The 19,433-nt window shown below is 48.8% G+C and carries 10 protein-coding genes; 5 read left to right on the plus strand and 5 right to left on the minus strand.

All coding sequences use genetic code 11. From position 1 onward, the window contains the following. The first annotated feature begins 95 nt into the window (after positions 1 to 95). The 4 genes from FHS86_RS00555 (at position 96) to FHS86_RS00570 (ending at position 8,922) form a co-directional block, all read left to right on the plus strand. Positions 96 to 674 (plus strand): Panacea domain-containing protein, encoded by a 579-nt coding sequence (locus tag FHS86_RS00555; protein WP_429410012.1) that lies wholly within the window; start codon positions 96 to 98, stop codon positions 672 to 674. A 271-nt stretch (positions 675 to 945) separates the two neighbouring features. Continuing rightward, positions 946 to 3,999: a rhamnogalacturonan lyase family protein gene (locus FHS86_RS00560; RefSeq protein ID WP_429410014.1), complete on the plus strand. Its 3,054-nt coding sequence runs from the start codon at positions 946 to 948 to the stop codon at positions 3,997 to 3,999. Between the two features lie 220 nt (positions 4,000 to 4,219). Beyond that, positions 4,220 to 7,546 (plus strand): exo-rhamnogalacturonan lyase family protein, encoded by a 3,327-nt coding sequence (locus FHS86_RS00565; protein WP_429410016.1) that lies wholly within the window; start codon positions 4,220 to 4,222, stop codon positions 7,544 to 7,546. A 23-nt stretch (positions 7,547 to 7,569) separates the two neighbouring features. Continuing rightward, on the plus strand, positions 7,570 to 8,922 hold the full coding sequence (locus FHS86_RS00570) for a glycoside hydrolase family 88/105 protein (RefSeq protein ID WP_429410018.1): 1,353 nt from the start codon (positions 7,570 to 7,572) through the stop codon (positions 8,920 to 8,922). A gap of 14 nt (positions 8,923 to 8,936) precedes the next feature. On the opposite strand, the gene FHS86_RS00575 is transcribed toward FHS86_RS00570, so the two are convergent. The 4 genes from FHS86_RS00575 to FHS86_RS00590 form a co-directional block, all read right to left on the minus strand. Beyond that, a complete protein-coding gene (locus tag FHS86_RS00575) occupies positions 8,937 to 10,232 on the minus strand; it encodes a BamA/TamA family outer membrane protein (RefSeq protein ID WP_429410020.1) in 1,296 nt (431 codons plus the stop codon). Positions 10,233 to 10,335: 103 nt separating this feature from the next. Next, the gene (locus tag FHS86_RS00580; protein ID WP_429410022.1) at positions 10,336 to 11,772 is read right to left on the minus strand and encodes an NAD(P)(+) transhydrogenase (Re/Si-specific) subunit beta; all 1,437 of its coding nucleotides are present in this window, start codon (positions 11,770 to 11,772) and stop codon (positions 10,336 to 10,338) included. 6 nt (positions 11,773 to 11,778) lie between these two features. Then, complete coding sequence (locus FHS86_RS00585) at positions 11,779 to 12,093, minus strand: NAD(P) transhydrogenase subunit alpha part 2 (protein ID WP_429410024.1); 315 nt, start codon at positions 12,091 to 12,093, stop codon at positions 11,779 to 11,781. A 3-nt stretch (positions 12,094 to 12,096) separates the two neighbouring features. After that, positions 12,097 to 13,236 carry a Re/Si-specific NAD(P)(+) transhydrogenase subunit alpha gene (locus tag FHS86_RS00590; RefSeq protein WP_429410026.1) on the minus strand — a complete coding sequence of 380 codons (1,140 nt, stop codon included), beginning with the start codon at positions 13,234 to 13,236 and terminating at the stop codon, positions 12,097 to 12,099. 211 nt (positions 13,237 to 13,447) lie between these two features. Here FHS86_RS00590 and FHS86_RS00595 point away from each other — a divergent pair, with 211 nt between their 5' ends. Then, complete coding sequence (locus tag FHS86_RS00595) at positions 13,448 to 16,180, plus strand: alpha-L-arabinofuranosidase C-terminal domain-containing protein (protein WP_429410028.1); 2,733 nt, start codon at positions 13,448 to 13,450, stop codon at positions 16,178 to 16,180. 10 nt (positions 16,181 to 16,190) lie between these two features. On the opposite strand, the gene FHS86_RS00600 is transcribed toward FHS86_RS00595, so the two are convergent. Beyond that, positions 16,191 to 19,430 carry an ABC transporter permease gene (locus FHS86_RS00600; RefSeq protein ID WP_429410030.1) on the minus strand — a complete coding sequence of 1,080 codons (3,240 nt, stop codon included), beginning with the start codon at positions 19,428 to 19,430 and terminating at the stop codon, positions 16,191 to 16,193. Positions 19,431 to 19,433 lie beyond the last annotated feature (3 nt).

Below are 19,433 nucleotides of genomic sequence, written 5' to 3' on the forward strand. Positions count from 1 at the left end.
AGTGAATCTCTACTTTATTTGTTGGTTTTCAATATACTGATTTGATTTTGGGCTTTAATATCGATCGAGTAAACTAATTTTAGTATTTTTGAAACATGAAAACTTATTCCAGAAGTGATATAGAAAAAATTGGGAATACGATTATTTATTTGGCTGAAAGGATTCCTAACTTATCCAAGACAAAGCTCTTGAAACTTCTGTATCTTCTAGAAGAGTCATTTGTGAAAAAATATCAATTGCCATTTCTAAATCTTGAATTCGAGGTATGGCAAGCTGGTCCGGTTGCCCGGGATATTTTTATTGATTTATCTGACGAACCAATTTTACTAAAGAATTATATCACTATTGAAAAGAAGCCTGATTCTACTTACATTAGGCCCATTACCGACTTTTCCGATGATGAATTTAGTGATAATGAGATTGATATGCTCGATCTGGTTGTTGAACATTTTGGATCATTAACTGCTACCGACCTGGTCAAACGAACACATCAGAAAAATTCCAACTGGTACATTGTCGCAAAAAGTAAGGGATTGCTCGTTTTATTTGAGAACCATCTAACCAACTCTTCTGACGAAAAAATTGATTTTACCTGGTATCTGGATGAAAAAGGCAAGGATGCTTTTGTTGAACAGAATCAATTTAATAAGTTGCTCAGTTATATCAACGAATAAAGATTCATTCTTCTACCTGAATAAATTCAACCGACCATTGGTTGTTGTCAATACCTTTGCGCCAAACCGATAATTCTGTTCCGGAGTTGTTCGAGAACAGATAACGCGCTTCTACTTCATACGCTGCTGTTTGGGCATCGGGCTGGTATAAATGGTCGTACTTGTAGGTTTTTAACAGCGTGTAATCATTGAAGCATTTCTTCCTTGTAACTTCTTACAAAAAAGACTAAACTTACCCCCCGTTAATATTTAATATATTAAAACTTTAGCAATGAATATCTATTTCAAAATTACATCTTTACTCATTAGCATACTGCTTTTATTTTCATTGAATACCAGCCAGGCCCAGCGGCAGGTAGAGCGACTGAACCGCGGTCTGGTGGCCGTCTCAACCGATCAGGGCGTGTTTTTGAGCTGGCGCCTGCTCGGCACCGACGATGAGCAAATTGCCTTCGATGTGTACCGCGACCATGAAAAAATAAATGAAAGTCCGATTACCGACAAAACCAACTACATCGATGCAGGTGGAACTTCAACGTCGTTGTATCATGTAAAAACAGTGAACAGTACCGAAGAAGTTTCGGACATGGTAAGTCCCTGGACCAACAATTTTCTCGAAATACCCTTGCAAACCCCGGCAGGTTATGAGCCCAACGACTGCTCAACCGGCGACCTCGACGGTGACGGGATCTACGAGCTGGTGGTGAAAATGACCAAAGACGGCAAAGACAATTCACAAAGCGGAATTACCGGCCAGCCCAAGCTCGAAGCCTATAAGCTCGACGGCACCCTGATGTGGCGCATCGATCTGGGCATTAACATCCGCTGCGGTGCACACTATACCCAGTTTTTGGTTTACGATTTCGATAGCGATGGCATGGCCGAAGTGGTTTGCAAAACAGCCGACGGCACCACCGATGCTCTGGGCAATGTAATTGGCGATGCTACAAAAGACTACCGCAATGCCAGCGGCTACATTCTGGAAGGCCCCGAATACCTCACGGTGTTCAATGGTTTAACAGGCAAAGCCGAATCAACGGTCGATTATTTGGAACCCCGTGGTGTGGTAGGAATGTGGGGAGACACCTACGGCAACCGGGTCGATCGCTTTCTGGCCGGAGTAGCCTATCTCGACGGCATTCACCCCAGCATTATCATGACCCGTGGTTACTATACCGGCAACTGGAATGGAGCTTCCCGCGGAAAAACCTCCATTGCTGCCTGGGATTACAAAGACGGACAACTGCAGGAACGCTGGCACTTTAAAGCCGACCTGACAACGGGCGAAAATGCAGACTATACAGGGCAGGGTACACACAGCCTTTCGGTGAACGACGTGGATGCCGATGGCAAAGACGAGATTGTATACGGCGCCTGCACCATCGATGACGATGGAAACGGCCTCTACACCACCCGCCTCCATCACGGCGATGCCTTGCATGTGAGCGACTTCGATCCCGAACGGCCCGGTCTGGAAGTGCTGCAACCACACGAAGACAAAGTGAATGGCCTTAGCTTCAGGGATGCGGCCACCGGCGCCATCATCTGGCAACACAAGAGCAACCAGGATGTAGGCAGGGCACTGATTGCCGACATCATGGCCGATCATCCCGGTGCCGAAAGCTGGGCATCGGCAGGACTGGGTGTGTACAATGCCAAAGGAGAACAGGTGAGTACCAACCGCCCCTCCATCAATTTTGCCATTTGGTGGGATGGTGATTTGTTGCGCGAATTGCTCGATGGCACTTCCATCACCAAATACGGTGGAGGAACACTGCTCAATGCTTCGGGCTGTACCTCGAACAATGGCACCAAAAAAACACCGGCGCTCAGTGCCGACCTACTTGGTGACTGGCGCGAAGAAGTGGTATTCAGAACAACCGATAATCAAAAATTACGTATTTATACAACAACACAGCCCAGCGAGCACCGCATCTATACCCTGATGCACGATCCGCAATACCGTACCAGCATTGCCTGGCAAAACGCCGGATACAACCAGCCACCACACACCAGTTTTTTTCTGGGTCACGGCATGGCCGAAGCACCCCGCCAAAACATCTGGGCTGCCAGTGGCGACGGAAATCCAACGGTTTACATCACCGAACCAGTCAACAACTCGGTAAAAGCCCTGGGACTTCCTGTTAATGTGGCCATCAGCGCATCCGACTATGGCGAAACACTCGACGGGGTGGAGCTCTACCTCAACGATGACTTCTTAGTCAAACTGAGTGATCTGCCTTACAGCTATCAAATTGAAGGACTGAGCACCGGCAGCTACACCATTAAAGCCATCGCGCTCGATGCCGATGGAAACAGTACCACGTCGGCTCCGGTAACTTTCTCTGTTGATGAAGGAAAGCCGCATGTTGAACTGATTGAGCCGGTGAGCGGAAGCATGTACGGGCGCAACAGCACCATCAGACTCCTGGCTGAGGCCAGCGACAGCGACGGTGAAATTGTAAAGGTCAGCTTTATGGTGAACGATCAGCCTGAAGGAGAAGTAAACAGTGCACCCTATGAGCTTGAACTACACAACCTGCCTTCGGGGAAATATATGATACAGGCCATCGCTTACGACAATCTTAACAATTCAACAGCATCGGAAATTGTTTCGATCGAAGTTGGAAGCAGCATGATAATTCAGGAAATGACGACCGGATATTGTGGTGTCGACGGCATTGAGCTTGAAGATAAAAATGCGGGCTTTACCGGTGCGGGCTATGCCAATACCGACAATGAAACAGGCAAGGGAATCAACTGGAGAGTCAGCATTCCCGAAGCCTCGGAATACACCATTAACTGGCGTTATGCAGGCACCAGCGACCGACCCGGTAAATTGTTGCTCAACGGTGAGGAACTTGCACAGCTACCGTTTACCAGCACCGGCGACTGGACCAACTGGAATGAAAATGCACTCGACATCGATCTGCCCCGGGGAGTGGTGGAACTCCGGCTCGAAGCGACCGGCGCCGACGGGCTGCCCAACATCGACTATCTCGAAATCAAATCGACCCAAAGTGCCAGCGACCCTATAGCCGTCGACTGTGGCACACCGCTTACTACGGTCGACCACCTGCCGGCACTGAATGCTCAACTAATCGCATACCAGCAGTCGTCAGGCAGCATTGTGATTTCCTTGCAAAACAGCAGGCACCAACTTGAATCGGTGAGCTTCATGAGCATGACAGGCCAACGCCTTCAACAGCTCGATGTGGATGCTTTTGAAATCAGGCTTGAGCCCGGTACGCTGCCCAAAGGCCTGTACCTGATTCACGCAAAAACAAGTACCAGAACTTATCCCGGAAGAATCATCATTCGTTAAGTTCATTTTAAAGCTATTTTAAATTGAAGGGAGCCCTGCAACTTTAGCGGCTCCCTTTTTTATGCACCAGGGATGAGTCTTTCTTTCCACCATGAAATTCACTCTTGCCCACTTGCCGTTGCTTTCTGCCGAAAAGTATGTATTTTTATTACTTTCGACTGAAACCCGTTTCAAGCGGCTGCCTTCGATTTCATTTTGTAAACAAAAATACCTGACCGATATGGAGCAATTCAGAAGACAATTTCAGGCAAAGCTGCTTTTTCTGCTTTTATTACTGCCGTTAGCATTCGTTTCAAAAGCAGAAATTCCGCCGGTGCAGTTGCGATGGCTCGACAGTGTAGCACCTGCCCCGGGAACGGGGGTTAGCTGGGGTGTTCCTTTTCAACAAGGCAGTGTACAAGCTGACACCGAATTTGTCTTGTCCGACCGCAACGAAAAAATATATCCGCTACAATACCATCCTTTGGCCTACTGGCCCGACGGATCGCTTAAATGGGCAGGATTCAGCACGGTAAGCGACACCGGCACCCTTGAGCAGCTTCTTCTTCGGGAGGTGACAAGCAAACAGGATTTTCAAGGAACGAAAATAGCCATAAGGGAATCAGAAGAAGATCTGCTTATTTACACCGGCCCGATGGAGTGTTTGATTTCAAAATCAGGCAGTCGGCTCATAAAGTATGTAAAGATGAATGGAAAGCCCATAGCCCTCGACGGCACCCTGCTTGCCGTTCTTCAAAAGGGAGCTCCTTCGGAATATGGTCCACAGGCCGATAAAATCAAACTTGAAAGCAAGATCGAAAAGCTGACGCTGGAGCAGCATGGTCCTGTTAAAGCGCTTGTTAAAATTGAAGGCAGCCACCTCAACACCATCTCAGGAGAAAAAATACTGCCATTTGTTGTACGCATTTATTTCTATGCCGGATCGGTCTCGGTAAAAATGGTTCACACCTTTGTTTACGATGCCGACCAGGAGCAGGATTTTGTTCGTGGAATTGGCCTGGTTTTCGACGTGCCTCTCGACGAAGCTTTGTACAACCGCCATGTGCGTTTTGCCGGTGACGATCAGGGCTTTTGGGATGAGCCGGTACAAGCACTCACAGGTCGCATGCCATTGAGCTTTGAAACCGACTGGTACGAACGCCAGCTCAAAGGCGAAAGAATACCCGAACGCGATCAGTTTTCGGTACAACAACACCGGCTCATCGACAACTGGGCCTCGTGGAACGATTTTCAGCTGCAGCAGCTCAGTGCCGATGCTTTCAGCATTAACAAACGAAGCAACGGGCAGAGTGCCTGGATCAGTGCCGGTTGGGGCAAACGCTCTCAGGGACTGGCATGGCTTGGTGATGTAAGCGGCGGAATGGCCGTTGGCATGCGCGATTTTTGGCAGTCACATCCCTCGGCACTCGAAGTACGCAATGCGCGAAGCAATGAGGCACAGCTTTATGCCTGGCTTTGGTCGCCCGAAGCACAGCCCATGGACATGCGCCACTATGACACACTGGCCTGGGGCCACACCCTGCATGCGAGCTATGAAGATGTTCAGCCGGGTTTCAGCACCGCAAACGGAGTGGCCCGCACCAGCGAGCTTTATTTGTATTTCACCAGCGAGGTCCCTGCCTTCGATGAACTCCAACAGTGGAGCCGCCAAAGCAATCAGCCGGCCCTGTTAATGGCCAGCCCCGAATACCTCCATTCGATACCTGTTTTCGGTCACTGGAGTCTGCCCGACACCACATCGAAAGGAAAACGCTGGATTGAAAAACAACTGAACCAGGCCTTTCGTTTCTACCTCAACGAGGTGGAACAACGCCATTGGTATGGTTTCTGGGACTATGGCGATGTGATGCACGCCTACGACCGCCACCGCCATGTGTGGCGTTACGACATAGGTGGTTATGCCTGGGCCAACACCGAACTGATGCCCAACCTGTGGCTCTGGTACCAGTTTCTGCGAAGTGGCGATCAGCGAGCTTTCAGAATGGCCGAAGCCATGACCCGGCACACCGGCGAAGTGGATGTTTACCATTCGGGACCATTCAATGGTTTGGGATCGCGGCACAATGTGCGGCACTGGGGCTGTGGCGCCAAGGAAGTGCGGATTTCGCAGGCAGCACTGTCGCGCATTTATTATTACCTCACCACCGACGAACGAACCGGCGATTTGATGGAAGCTGCTGTTGAAGCTTCAAACGAAGCCATTGGAAAAACCGATCCGCTGCGGATGATACTGGACAAAGGACCCTACCCCACACATGCCCGCGTTGGCCCCGACTGGCTGGCACTCGCCGGCAACTGGATGACCGCCTGGGAACGAAGCGGCGATACCATCTATCGTAATCGCATTCTGAAAGGAGTTGAAAGCCTAAATAAAATGCCCTACGGCTTCTTTTCAGGGAAGACATCGGCCATGGGCTACGATCCTTCAAGTTATGAATTGTTTCAACTTGAAAAGGAACACATGGGCATTGGCCACCTTTCGGTTTTGATGGGCGGACCGGAAGTGGCCTATGAGCTGAGCCAGCTGCTGAACAATCAAAACTGGGATGAACTATGGCTTCAGTACTGCAAGCTCTATGGCGCCCATACCGATAGTGTGGCTGCTGAATTTGGAAGAAAGGAACAGCTGGGCGACCCGGGAATATGGTATGCCCGGCTGCCTGCTTACTATGCTTATGCTACAGGAACGAAAAGTTATGCAACAAGGGCCTGGAAAGAATTCCTCGAAGGTTCGCCGTGGGGCTACCCTACCTTCAACACACAGCCCATCGAAGGTGCCAACCTGCTTCAGGCAGTTGACGAAATCAGCAATGTGTCGACCAACAGTACAGCCCAGTGGTGCCTCAATGCCATTCAGTTGCTGGAGCTGATCGGCGATGAAATCCCCGATGAACATCCCCGTTTCAATCCACCGGGGGCCCTGGATGAATACATCAGGGGTGCACTCATTTTCAGAGACAATTTCAGCGAGGCAAGCGACAACTGGATCGTCGAAAGCAATTCGGACCAGGGGAAAGGAGTGCTGGTAGAAAATGGAAAACTGGTGATCGATGTCAACGGTGGCGCCACGGTATGGCTCAAACAGCCTCTTTCGGGAAATGTACTCATTTCTTTCGACCGGAAAGTGCTGATGAACGATGGCATTAACGACCGGCTGTCCGATCTGAACATGTTCTGGATGGCCACTGACCCGGAAAATGAAAACCTTTTCACCCGCAACGGGGTATTTTCACAATATCACGGATTAAGCCTGTATTATGCCGGCATTGGCGGGAATTACAACAGCACCACCCGTTTCAGAAAATACAATGGAAAAGGTGAACGCATCCTGCATGCTGAACTGAACGACGAAGCCCATCTGCTTAAAGCCAATAAAAGCTATCACATTGAAATTGTTGTTTACAATGGGACGACCAAACTTTATGTTGATGGCAATGAATATTTTTCATTCACCGACGAGGAGCCACTCAGCAAAGGATGGTTTGGCTTCAGAACCGTGAAGTCGCATCACGAAATCGACAATGTTCGTATTGATCGCTTGAAATAAGAACAACTAATAAATATAAACAGATGAAAAAGCTACACTACTTATTACTTCCTGGGATACTGCTGATGGCAGGCTGCCAGCCGGCAAACAACAAGTCCGAAGAACAGAAGATTTCGGACACCAATACCCCCCTGCATGCCATGCAGGTCGATTATCCCAGTCCGTACGGAGCACCTGCCGAGGCAGATGTCAAAGCCGTGCTCGACCGTGTACTGCTTTACCTCGACGAGGTAACACCCAAAAAGGTGGTTGACAGTGAAACAGGTGAAGTACTCAGCAATTTTGAATTACTGGATAGCCAGCATCGCTTCGAACAGGGCGATTTCAGGCTCACCAGCTACGAGTGGGGCGTTACCTATGCTGGCATGCTCTTAGCAGCAGAAACTACGGGCGATGAGCGTTATTCGCAATATACCCTTGAGCGCCTGCAACTGATCAGCGATCTGGCAAAGCATTCGCGGCTAAAAGGAAGTCCGGAAAAAAGCCTGATTCACTCGGTGCTTCATCCGGGTGCCCTCGACGATGCCGGAGCTATTTGTGCCGCCATGATCAAAGCGCTTGAATATGGAGCAACCAGCGAGCTGCGTCCTTCGATCGATAACTTCATCGCCTACATCCACAGCCAGCAATACCGGCTCAGCGATGGAACACTGGCCCGTAACCGACCACAGCCCAATACGTTGTGGCTCGACGACTTGTTCATGAGTGTTCCGGCACTTGCACAAATGGGCAAACTGAGCGGCGATCAGCGCTACTTCGACGATGCCGTTAAGCAGGTTCTGCAATTTTCGGAACGCATGTTCAATCACGACAAAGGGCTTTACATGCACGGCTGGGTAGAGCACATGAGCGTTCACCCCCAGTTTCACTGGGCCCGTGCCAATGGTTGGGCTGTTATGGCCATGGTTGAACTGCTCGATGTACTGCCCCGCGACCACGAAGGATTTCCGGCCGTATTACTTCAACTGCAACAACATGTGGCAGGCCTGGTAAAATACCAGGATGGAGCAGGTTTCTGGCATCAGTTACTCGATCATAACAATACTTATCTCGAAACATCGGCCACAGCCATTTTCAGCTATTCAATGGCAAAAGCCATCAACGAAGGCTGGATTGATGCATCGGCCTACGCCCCTGCTGCCATTCTGGGCTGGAATGCTGTCACGACCAAGGTCAACGCAAAGGGTCAGGTTGAAGGAACCTGTGTGGGAACCGGCATGGCTTTCGATCCAGCTTTCTATTATTATCGTCCGGTGAATGTATATGCCGCCCATGGTTACGGACCGGTACTGCTTGCCGGAGCCGAAATCATCCGACTGATGAAAGCACATGATTTTGAAATCAACGACAGCTCCCTGCAGTTGCTTGTTAAGTAGAAAACACTGATTAGTTAAAACAGAAAGCCCGAAACAACATACAAGCCGCCGGCCCCCAGTTGCCGATCGGGTGAAAAACCATAATGAACAGCAATTACGTTGTTCGTATTGTAAATTAAACTGATGCTCCCTCCATAAGTGGCATTCATTTGCCGGGGAGCATCAGTAAAATGAAGCTGTCGGTCGGATGTGGAAAGACCACTCCAATCGACGGCATATTTTTGTGTTATGAAGGCTGCATCGGCAAAAAGAGAGAGGTCGATGTTCCAGTTGATTGAAAGCCAACTGAAGGCAGCCAGGTTTTTTCTGAATTCAGCATTCGCAAGCACAAAACCGTCGGCTACCAACCGGTTACGTATCATCCCGCGCAAAGTATAGGCACCACCCGGACCATCGTTTACTTCGCGCGTACCATAGTGAAAAGGGAGTGCATAAAACGGGACATGACCGGCCAGTTTCTGCTGACTGCTCAGTCTCCACGAAAACACCGCCGCAATGGCCTGCAATGGCTGATAATTGCGCAGTGTTGCAAGGTGCTTCACATACGACGGGGCATTCTTAAAAGGAAGCGGTGACATAATAAAACTTTCGAACCACCAGCCTTTTTTGGTGTTGATGCGGCTATCGCGCGTATCGTAAGTAAATCCTGCATTCAGCAAAAATTCATTGCCTCCGGTTCGCTCACTGCGATCGATAAGATTTTGATCGAAGTAAAAACGCAGAAGACTTTGATCATCACCATCATTGTCAGCTTCAGTAACAGGCTGCTGCTCGTTCACTGTAAACCAATTGATGGTGCTCCCATAAAACAGGTTCCAGTTGCCGGTACCCAGTGGCTTAAAAAAGTTGAAGCGGCCACGGATGAGTTGTCGCTGGTAACTGTAATAAAAGCGGTTTACAAATTCAGGATGAGCCGCTGAAGTAAATTCGGGATGATAAATTGAAGCGGGACCATTGAAGCCGGTAAAATCGAGGGTCTTATCGTTAATGTAGCTGAACTCGGCCAGCAAGCGGTGTGAAGGAACCAGGCTTGTACTTTCATATTGAAGTGTCAGGTTGCCGGTTCCGCCGGTACTGTTCGATGCGCTGATTTTTAAGTAATGCCGGTAATCGGGAAAGCGCTTCCCGTATTCAAACAAATTGAGCAACAAGCCATATTTTAGTCCCAAATCCTGATCGTAGGCCAGAATGGGATTTCCCCCTACGGCAAAATGCCGCGCTCTTTCTGAAGCGCCTTCAACAGCGCCAGACTGAGCAGTCAGCCTTAAGCTTAAAGACAATAGCAGTATAATCGTCAGCTGAAGTTTCATGAAAGATTGCTAGCGTTCGGTGCAAAAATAAACAAGAAGGGTATTCCCTGCACCGAAAGACGGCATAATCATCAGCAAAACTTTTAAAAAAGAATGCGTTGCTTTAAATGGTTTTGATTTCGTTCACCAGTTTCTGCAAAGAGCTTTTGGCATCGCCGAAGAGCATACGCGTTTTATCGTTAAAGAAAAGCGGGTTTTCGATGCCGGCATAGCCTTTTCCCATTCCACGTTTCATAATGATGATATTTTTGGCATGACTGGCATTGATAATTGGCATTCCATGTATCGGGCTCGAAGGATCGTCGTTGGCTGCCGGATTCACCACGTCGTTGGCGCCGATGATAATGGCCACATCGACATTGGGCATGTCGGGGTTGATGCTTTCCATTTCGACCAGTTGTTCGTAGGGAACATCGGCTTCGGCAAGCAGCACGTTCATGTGTCCGGGCATGCGGCCTGCCACCGGATGAATTCCATAACGCACATCGACCCCTTTATCGGCCAGCAAGGCATCAAACTCATGAACCATGTGTTGTGCCTGTGCAGCAGCCAGACCGTAGCCCGGTATTATGACCACTTTCTTGGAGTAAGCCAGCAAAATGGCTGCATCGCTCAACTGAATTTCTTTAATGGTACCTTCTTCGCCTGCTACGGCAGCACCGCCGCCGCCAAAGGCACCTACAATCACATTCAGCAACGAACGGTTCATGGCCTTACACATCAGCAGGGTCAGTATCATTCCGGCAGCACCCACAAAGATTCCCCCCAATATCATGGCTTCGTTTGAATAAATAAAACCACCCATGGCGGCTGCGATGCCCGTTAGTGCATTCAACAAGGAAATCACCACCGGCATATCGGCTCCTCCAATGGGCATTACAAAAAGCACCCCGTACAACAAGGCCACGGCAAGCAGCGCATAAACAGCCCATTGGGTCATGGCACCTTCACCTGCGATAATGATGAAAACTGCCAGCGCAATGGTAATCACCAGCAACAAAATGTTCACATATTTCATGTAAGCCCCGGTCAGATCTTTCACCTTTCCGTCGAGCTTGCCGTAGGCAATCATACTTCCGCTAAAGGCGATCGCACCAATAACAAGGCCCAGCACGGTAACAATAATCGAAGAAACGTCGCCTCCAAGGGCCTTGGGGAATTCAAGCAGGGCCACCAGGGCCGATGCAGCACCGCCGGTTGCATTATAAAGTGAAACCAACTGAGGCATGGCAGTCATTTTAACCTTAATGGCCACCATCCATCCGATGGCCGATCCCACGCCAATGGCAGCCAGGATGATCCAAATGTTGGTGAGCGAAATTCCGTTCCCTGCATCATCTTTATGCAGCAGCAGGGTAGTAATCATGGCAAGCCCCATTCCGGTCGCAGCCCATAGGTTGCCACGTCGAGCCGTTTCAGGATGGGATAAGCGTTTCAGTCCGAAAACAAACAGCAGTGCAGCTACCAAATAACTCAGTTCAAGCAGGCTGTCGCCCAGCGAAATAGCTGTTCCGTTTAAAGTTCCTATAATTTGATTCATGGCAGCTTACTTTTTTTTCTTTTTAAACATTTCGAGCATACGGTCGGTAACGGCAAAACCACCCACAACATTGAGGGTCCCAAAGATGAGTGCCAGTATCCCAAGCACCAGTTCGGCCGAAAAAACGGATAAATCGGCATGTCCAACCAAAATAATTCCTCCTATAATAATTACGCCACTAATGGCGTTGGCACCCGACATCAGGGGTGTATGTAAAACAGAGGGAACATTCGAAATCACTTCAATGCCCAAAAATACCGACAATGCGATAATGAAGATGGCCTCTTTGTAGGCATAAAACAGGTACAGTGCTTGTTCCATAACTTAAGATGATTGTTGTTGATCGATGATTGACTTTACCCGCTCGCTAATTATTTCTCCCTGGTGGCTGATGCAGGTTCCTTTTACAATGTCGTCTTCAAAGTTGAGATTCAGTCCTCCGTCCTCGTTGATTATCAATTTCAGGAAGTTAAATACATTCTTTCCAAACATGCGGCTGGCATCAACGGCCATCGTCGAGGGATAATTTGACTGACCAATGATGGTTACACCATGATGCTCCACGGTCTCGTTGTTTTTACTCAGTTCGCAGTTTCCGCCGGTCGATGCAGCCAGGTCAATGATCACACTGCCGGGCTTCATTTTTTCGACGGCTTCGGCTGGTAGCAACAAGGGTGCCTTTCGTCCGGGAATCTGTGCCGTACAAAGCACCACATTGGCTTTGGCTGCATGCTCGTTAATGGCTTTTTGCTGACGCTGCTTAAAATCTTCGTCCTGTTCGACGGCATAGCCCCCTGCACTCTTGCTTTCCGAAGCACCTTCAACTTCAATAAACCTGGCTCCCAGGCTTCGGACTTCTTCGCCGGCAGCAGCACGAACATCGAAAGCCTCGACCCTTGCACCAAGGCGCCGGGCAGTTGCAATGGCCTGCAAGCCGGCAACTCCGGCTCCCAGAACCAATACGTTGGCCGGCCTGATGGTTCCGGCTGCCGTCATGAACATGGGGAAAAAGGTGGGTAAGCGCAAGGCAGCTTCCAGTATTGCTTTATAACCCGCCACCGTTGCCATCGATGAAAGTACGTCCATAGCTTGCGCCCGAGATGTTCGCGGTATGTTATCAAGGCTGAAGGTAGTGATTCTGTTCTTGACAAACTGGTGCACCAGTTCCTGATTCATCAGGGGGTTAAAAACACTGCACCATACCTGTCCCTCCCGAAGTTGAGCACTTAGTTCGTCTTCAGGACCATGGATCTGTAATAGTACATCGGCTTTAGCAATGAGCGATGAGCGTTTTTCAACCTTCGCCCCTGCTTCACGGTAAGCGTCGTCGCTGGCAAAGGCGCGCACACCGGCCTGCTCTTCAACCAGCATTTCAACTTTCATTTCTGTAAGTTGTTTTACATGTTCGGGTAAGAGTGCTACCCTGTTTTCGCCTTCGGTTTCTTTTAATAATCCCAGAATCATTGGAATAGCTTTAGTGATATGCATAGAAACAAGTCACCCGGTGTTTTGTTTCAGAAAATTCATCCGCCATTCTGCTGTGTCATTTCATCGCTTTTCGACCGGCTCTGAAACTTCAATATACGATTATCCTCTATTTTCATACAGCGATCGTCGTCGCTTTGACTGCTTTGACTTATTTTTGAAATCTAAAATCCAATTAAAAACTACTACTATGTTACCAGTTCGTTTCACCACTTTATTCATTTTCTTCGTAATTACGCTTGGTTTAAATGCCCAGGTAACGCTAAACATCGATATAAACCAGGAGCGCACTGCCATAAGTGAAAACCTGATGGGCGTTTTTTTCGAAGACATCAACTATGCCGCCGACGGCGGGCTGTATGCAGAATTGATTCAAAACCGTTCGTTCGAATACTATCCTGTAAGCGGATACACCAGCATGCCCCCACTTACGGCCTGGGCTTTGGTTAAGGAAAACGGAGCAAACGCCACCATGCGTATCGATGACATAGAATCGCTTAACACCAACAATACCAAACACCTTCGCTTAAGCATCAACAGCGAAACCGGAAAAGCAGGAATCCGAAATGCAGGCTTCGATGGAATGGTGTTGCGAAACGGAGAAAGGTACAATTTCTCGGTTTACCTGAAACGCGACAGTCACTTTGACCAGCCGCTTGAAGTAAGGCTCGAAAACAACAACGGATCGGTCATCGGAAGTGCACTGATCGACAATACTTCAGCCACATGGACCCAATACGAACTGGAATTAAGCTGCACCGAAACAAGTTATAACGGAACCCTGAGCCTGATAACCAGTGGAGCCGGTACTGTCGATATTGACATGGTATCTCTTTTTCCTCAGAAAACATTTAAAAACCGCAAAAACGGTCTGCGTCCTGACCTGGCTCAGGCCATTGCCGATGTAAAACCACAGTTTTTGCGTTTCCCCGGTGGTTGTATTTCGCACGGGAGAGGACTCGACAACGCCTACCGCTGGAAGCACACCGTAGGCGATGTGGCCGAACGAAAACCCAACTGGAACCTGTGGGGTTACCATCAAACCTACGGACTGGGATTTTTCGAATACTTTCAGTTTGCCGAAGACATTGGCGCCATGCCTTTGCCTGTAGTGCCAATGGGCGTTTCATGCCAGTTCAGAGAACGTGAAATTTGCCCCATAGGCGACATGGGCATGTGGATAGACGATGCCCTCGACCTGGTTGAATTTGCCAATGGCGACGTCAACACGGAGTGGGGTGCAGTAAGAGCCCAAATGGGCCATCCCGAACCCTTCAATATGGAATACATTTGTCTTGGAAATGAGGAAGATGACATCCCTGAGTTCAGGGAACGCTTTATGATGATTACCGACTCACTCCGAAAGTATTATCCCGAAATTAAAATCATCGGAACCTCGGGTGTTGATGATACAGGAGCTTACTATCATTCCCTGTGGGAATTCAGCCGTCATCATCACCTCGATGCTGTAGACGAACATTATTATAACGACCCCGAATGGTTTTTAAACAATGTACATCGTTACGATAATTTCGACCGTAACGGGCCGAAGGTTTTTATTGGTGAATATGCCTCGCGCGACGACCGTCACTTTAATGCAATAGCCGAAGCAGCCTATCTTACAGGCGTTGAGCGCAATGCCGATGTTATCGAGTTTGCCTGCTATGCACCCATGCTGAGCAATGTGAATCATCAGCAATGGCATCCCGACATGATCCGTTTCGATAACAAAAGTGTGGTTAAAACGGCCAGTTATTACGTTCAGCAACTGTACAGTGTGAATACAGGCGATTTCTACCTGAAAAGCCAGTTAAGCTACAACGAAGGTTTCGATCCCGCTTCCGCTGCTTTCGAAGGAAGCATGGGACTTGGCACCTGGAACACTCAGGCCCGTTTCGACGATATTCAAATTGTGAGCGGAGGAAAAGTTATTTATGAAGAAGAGTTCAATGAAGGCTCAGGAGAGTGGCAGGTACTTTCAGGAGCTTTTTCAATCAATGATGAAAGCTATGTACAAACCTCGAATGCCGAACCAGCCCTGAGCCGCTTCAGTGCCTACATCGATTCGAGCGAATACACCATCACCCTTAAAGCAATGAAAACAGGCGGACGCGAAGGATTCTTAATACCCTTTGCCATGAAGGATGCCAACAACTACTACTGGTTTAACATTGCCGGTTGGGCCAATACCCAGCATGCTATCGAACAGGTAGTGAACGGATCGAAAAATGTACTGTATACTTCAGGTGGCAGCATTCAAAACAACCGCTGGTATACCATTAAAATTGAAGTTAACGCTTCGGGTGCCAGTTGCTGGCTCGACCAGGAAAGAATCTTCGACATCCCGGCACCAAGCGGACCTGTTACCGCATCGGTGCTTGAAGACACCGAAAGCAACGATTTAATTGTGAAGCTGGTTAATTCAGGAGATCAGTCCATTCAATCAACCATCAACATAGAAGGGATCAATATTAACCAGCAGGCCAAACTGACCACCATGAGCGGAGCACCCGATGATCGAAATTCCATTTCTTCACCCAACAAGATTGTTCCCGAAGTCCGCGGATTCCATGTGACAAACACGTTTAACTACTCACTTCCACCCTACTCATTTCATGTTTTCCGCATCAATAAGGCCAACGGTTCGTGGTCATCGATCAAAAACATGAAGCAGAAAAACGAATCGATGCTGAAGATTGTTCCCAATCCTTCGGACGGATTCACCCAAATCTATTTTGACAATCCGCATTCCGAAGCATTCGACCTTTACCTCTACGACACCATGGGTAAATTAATGCTTCAGAAACTGAATACGAAAAAGAACAGCTTTACCATCGAAGCAAGCAGTTTGCCCAGCGGCGTTTACCTGGTAAGTGTGAAAGGCAAGGACCGCGATTATACCGGAAGGCTGGTGATGAACTAAGCAGCACTGCTCAATCGTTCCGCAGGGCTTCGATCAACCGGAGTTTTTTCAGCTGACTGTTGGCCAGCAGGACAATCCAGATCATGCCGTTCAGCATAATTGCTGCGATAAGCAGAAGAACAAAACCGACAGAAAGTTCTGAAAGCGAGCCTGCAATTACCGGATAAACCGACACCAACGCAGTCACAAGTCCGATCAGAAGTCCCATCACTAATAAAAGTAGGTATTCAATTATCACAAGATTCCGGATGGTACTGCGCTGAAAACCAATGGAACTCAACAGGGCAAACTCGGCTTTTCGCTCGAGCAATGAACGCTGCAGCACAATGGCCAGACCAATGGTTCCGATTAAAAGCCCAAGTGCTCCCAGCACCAGAAAGATAGCCAGGTAAGTATTGGTAATGCTCATGAAGCGGGCCAGGCGTACCGGAGCTTCGGTGAGTGCAAGACCAAAATCGCGGTAGATCAGTTCCAGATCACTGGCTATTGCTTCTTTTTGTTCCCTGTCTCCATCAATCAACATCACTTTCGATCCGCTGGATGTAGGGAAATGCTTCAGAAAGTGGGCATTGTCGACGATGACATTACCCTGAAAAACCGATGCTTTCAGTCCGGCCACCAGGAGCAGTTTCACTTCTTCGCCCAGCGCATTGCTGTAGCTCAGGGTATCGCCCACCTTTTTACCCAGGCCCCACTGAAGCACTGTTTGATCGGCAATGGCAGGTACCAGTTCACCGTAATCCTTTTTCAACGTTTGCCAGAAATCGCTTTTATCAACATTTTCCATGCTGCTTTGTATGGCAAAACGTCCTTTGAGCTGTGTGGCATCAAGGCCTAAAATCCGGGGATTGCTGACACGGTTCAGGTTCAGACAGCTTGCATCGTCGCCCTCGGCCACCCGCATCTGAACGGCCGTAAAGGGCACCGAAAATCCCTGTTCCCTGCGATAAGCTTCGTTATTTAGCTGGTGCAATACCGGCACGGTGGTTTCGGCCCAGTATAAAAACCCGCCAGTACCGCTGGTAAACTCACCGGCAGTCGAAAACAGATCCTTTCGGTTCATACCGGTACTCACCACCAGATAAGTACCCATGGCAAGCAGCAATACAACTGTCAAACTGCGTGAAGGACTCAGCCTGATGTTTTCGAACACCAGCTTTTTTCTGTTGAACTGTTGTGTTTCTCCTGTTTCTTTTGTCAGAAATAACCAGAAAAGAAGAACAAAAGCCAGCAACAGGGCACCACCAGCTACAAAAAATGCAGTAGCATCCAAATTGGCATTACTGCCCTGTACTTCCAATAAAACAGAAAGCAACGCATAAGCCAATGCCAGCCAGGCAAACAGATGCAATATGATTCTCGAGCGCCGGCTCATAATGGTGGCTGCTTTTCGCTGCAAGGCTGCTGTGTTTTTCTTTAGGGCACTTCTCAGGCTGAAAGCAACTGTTAGCAGTGCCACCAGCACACTGAGCAAAAAGCCTGTCAGTAAACTGCCTGTTTCAATTTTCGGCACCAGAACACTGGTACGTACGATGTCGTTCCAAACGTGATTCAAACCCCAAAACACCATGCGGTTGTACAAAACAGCCAGCAACAAACCGGGCAGTGCTCCGGCAACAGCAATCAGCAAACCTTCGGATAGAAAAAGCATTTGTATTCTTCGCCCCGTAAATCCCATGGCCGAAAGTGTAGCAATTTCAGATTGTCGTTTTTCAAGGTTCAGACGGAAAAGCAGGGCGGTTAATATGACACCGGCAAGCAGAATGAAAAAACTGAGCCCGATAAACAACTGCGTAAAATCGGTGCCATTTCGTGCAGCCGATAAACCTTCCTCTTTAACTGACTGAAGTTGAAAGCCCAGCAGAAACGGATCGAGCTGTTCACTGATCTGCCTTGTAATCATTTCATCACTCCCCTCGCTTCGGGCAAAGCGAAGTGCGGTGAACGAGCCATAACGGTTGGCCCACAATTCACGGGCTGTTGAATAAGCCACAAAAGCCTTGGGCAAGCCACGGTATTCATACCAGTAAGCTTCATCCTTGTCGCGGATGGCTTTCAGGTTGACAGGCACACCGGTTTGCCAGTCGCTGCAACTTTCGGAGTCGGATAAACCCGGAATTCGCGGCATCAATGAGCGGTCGGCATAAGCACCTTCGATTTCCACTACTTTCTTCACCAGAAAACTACGGGAGCTTTCAGTGAGTTCCCTGAGCGGTCCTATATTGAAATAGCCTGTTTCGAGGCTGTCTCCTTCGGCTAGCTGCAAATCATCGGCCAGCCAGCTGTTGATGATTATTTCACCGGGTGCCAGCTGCGAATCGGGGACGGTGGAAACAAAGGAATAAGGCGTTTCACGACCATTGAATCGGAAGTAATTGGTAAAATATGTTAGGATGGGAGTAGACTGAAGTCCGCTGTTCTCCACACTCCGTCGAACAGCATCGTCGATAAAAACCCGCTGAGAACGGAGCTCCCACTCATCGGTAGCAGGCACATCGATCAGCTCAAGCGAAGCATCGGCAAGGGAAAACGAATTGCTTACAGCGCTTCGGATGGCCTCTTCGTCGGGCTTGCCTGTTAGGAGTATCAGGTTGGCATTTCCATTGAGTTCCATCAGCGCATTCAACTGGTCGAGCGACATAAAAACGTTAAACGGTGCTGTTTGGGAGTTGTGCAGGCTCAGTCGCCCAAGTTCCTCATCACTCAGGATACGGCTTACCCGTGCACGAAACGAAACAGTCTGATTTTCGTCGGATACAAAGGGCGCATTGGCCGGAATAAGCGAGGCCTTTTCGATGCGCAGTACTACTTCATCGCCACTTTCAAGATTCAGGCGTACAGCCATGTTAGTACTCACCGCCACCTCATTATTATTGAAAGTAAAACCAGGGATGCCGGCCACATCATCAAAGTGCTCGTCCAGTCCCCATACATTCACCTTACTCAACGAAAGCCTGCCTCCATCGGTCGAAGCCAGGGCTTCCTGTTTTAAAACGGCTGTTGCATTGAAGTCTTCATCCCTTAGTTTTTGCGAAAGAGCAGTGGTAAAATACCGGTCGCCCGAATTCAGCGCATGGCTTATCTCGCCCAGGCGCAGGTGGACGGTTTTTTCAAGACTGTAATTAACCGAGTCGCCAACAATCAAACCACCTGTTATTACTGCCGTTGTGATGGCCACACCGGCTGCAATAAACAGGTTGGCCATCAAATAATGCCGTATGCTTTGCAGTACAAGTTTGAATTTTGTCATATC

The organism is Roseimarinus sediminis (assembly GCF_050433125.1).
Classification (GTDB): domain Bacteria; phylum Bacteroidota; class Bacteroidia; order Bacteroidales; family Prolixibacteraceae; genus Roseimarinus; species Roseimarinus sediminis.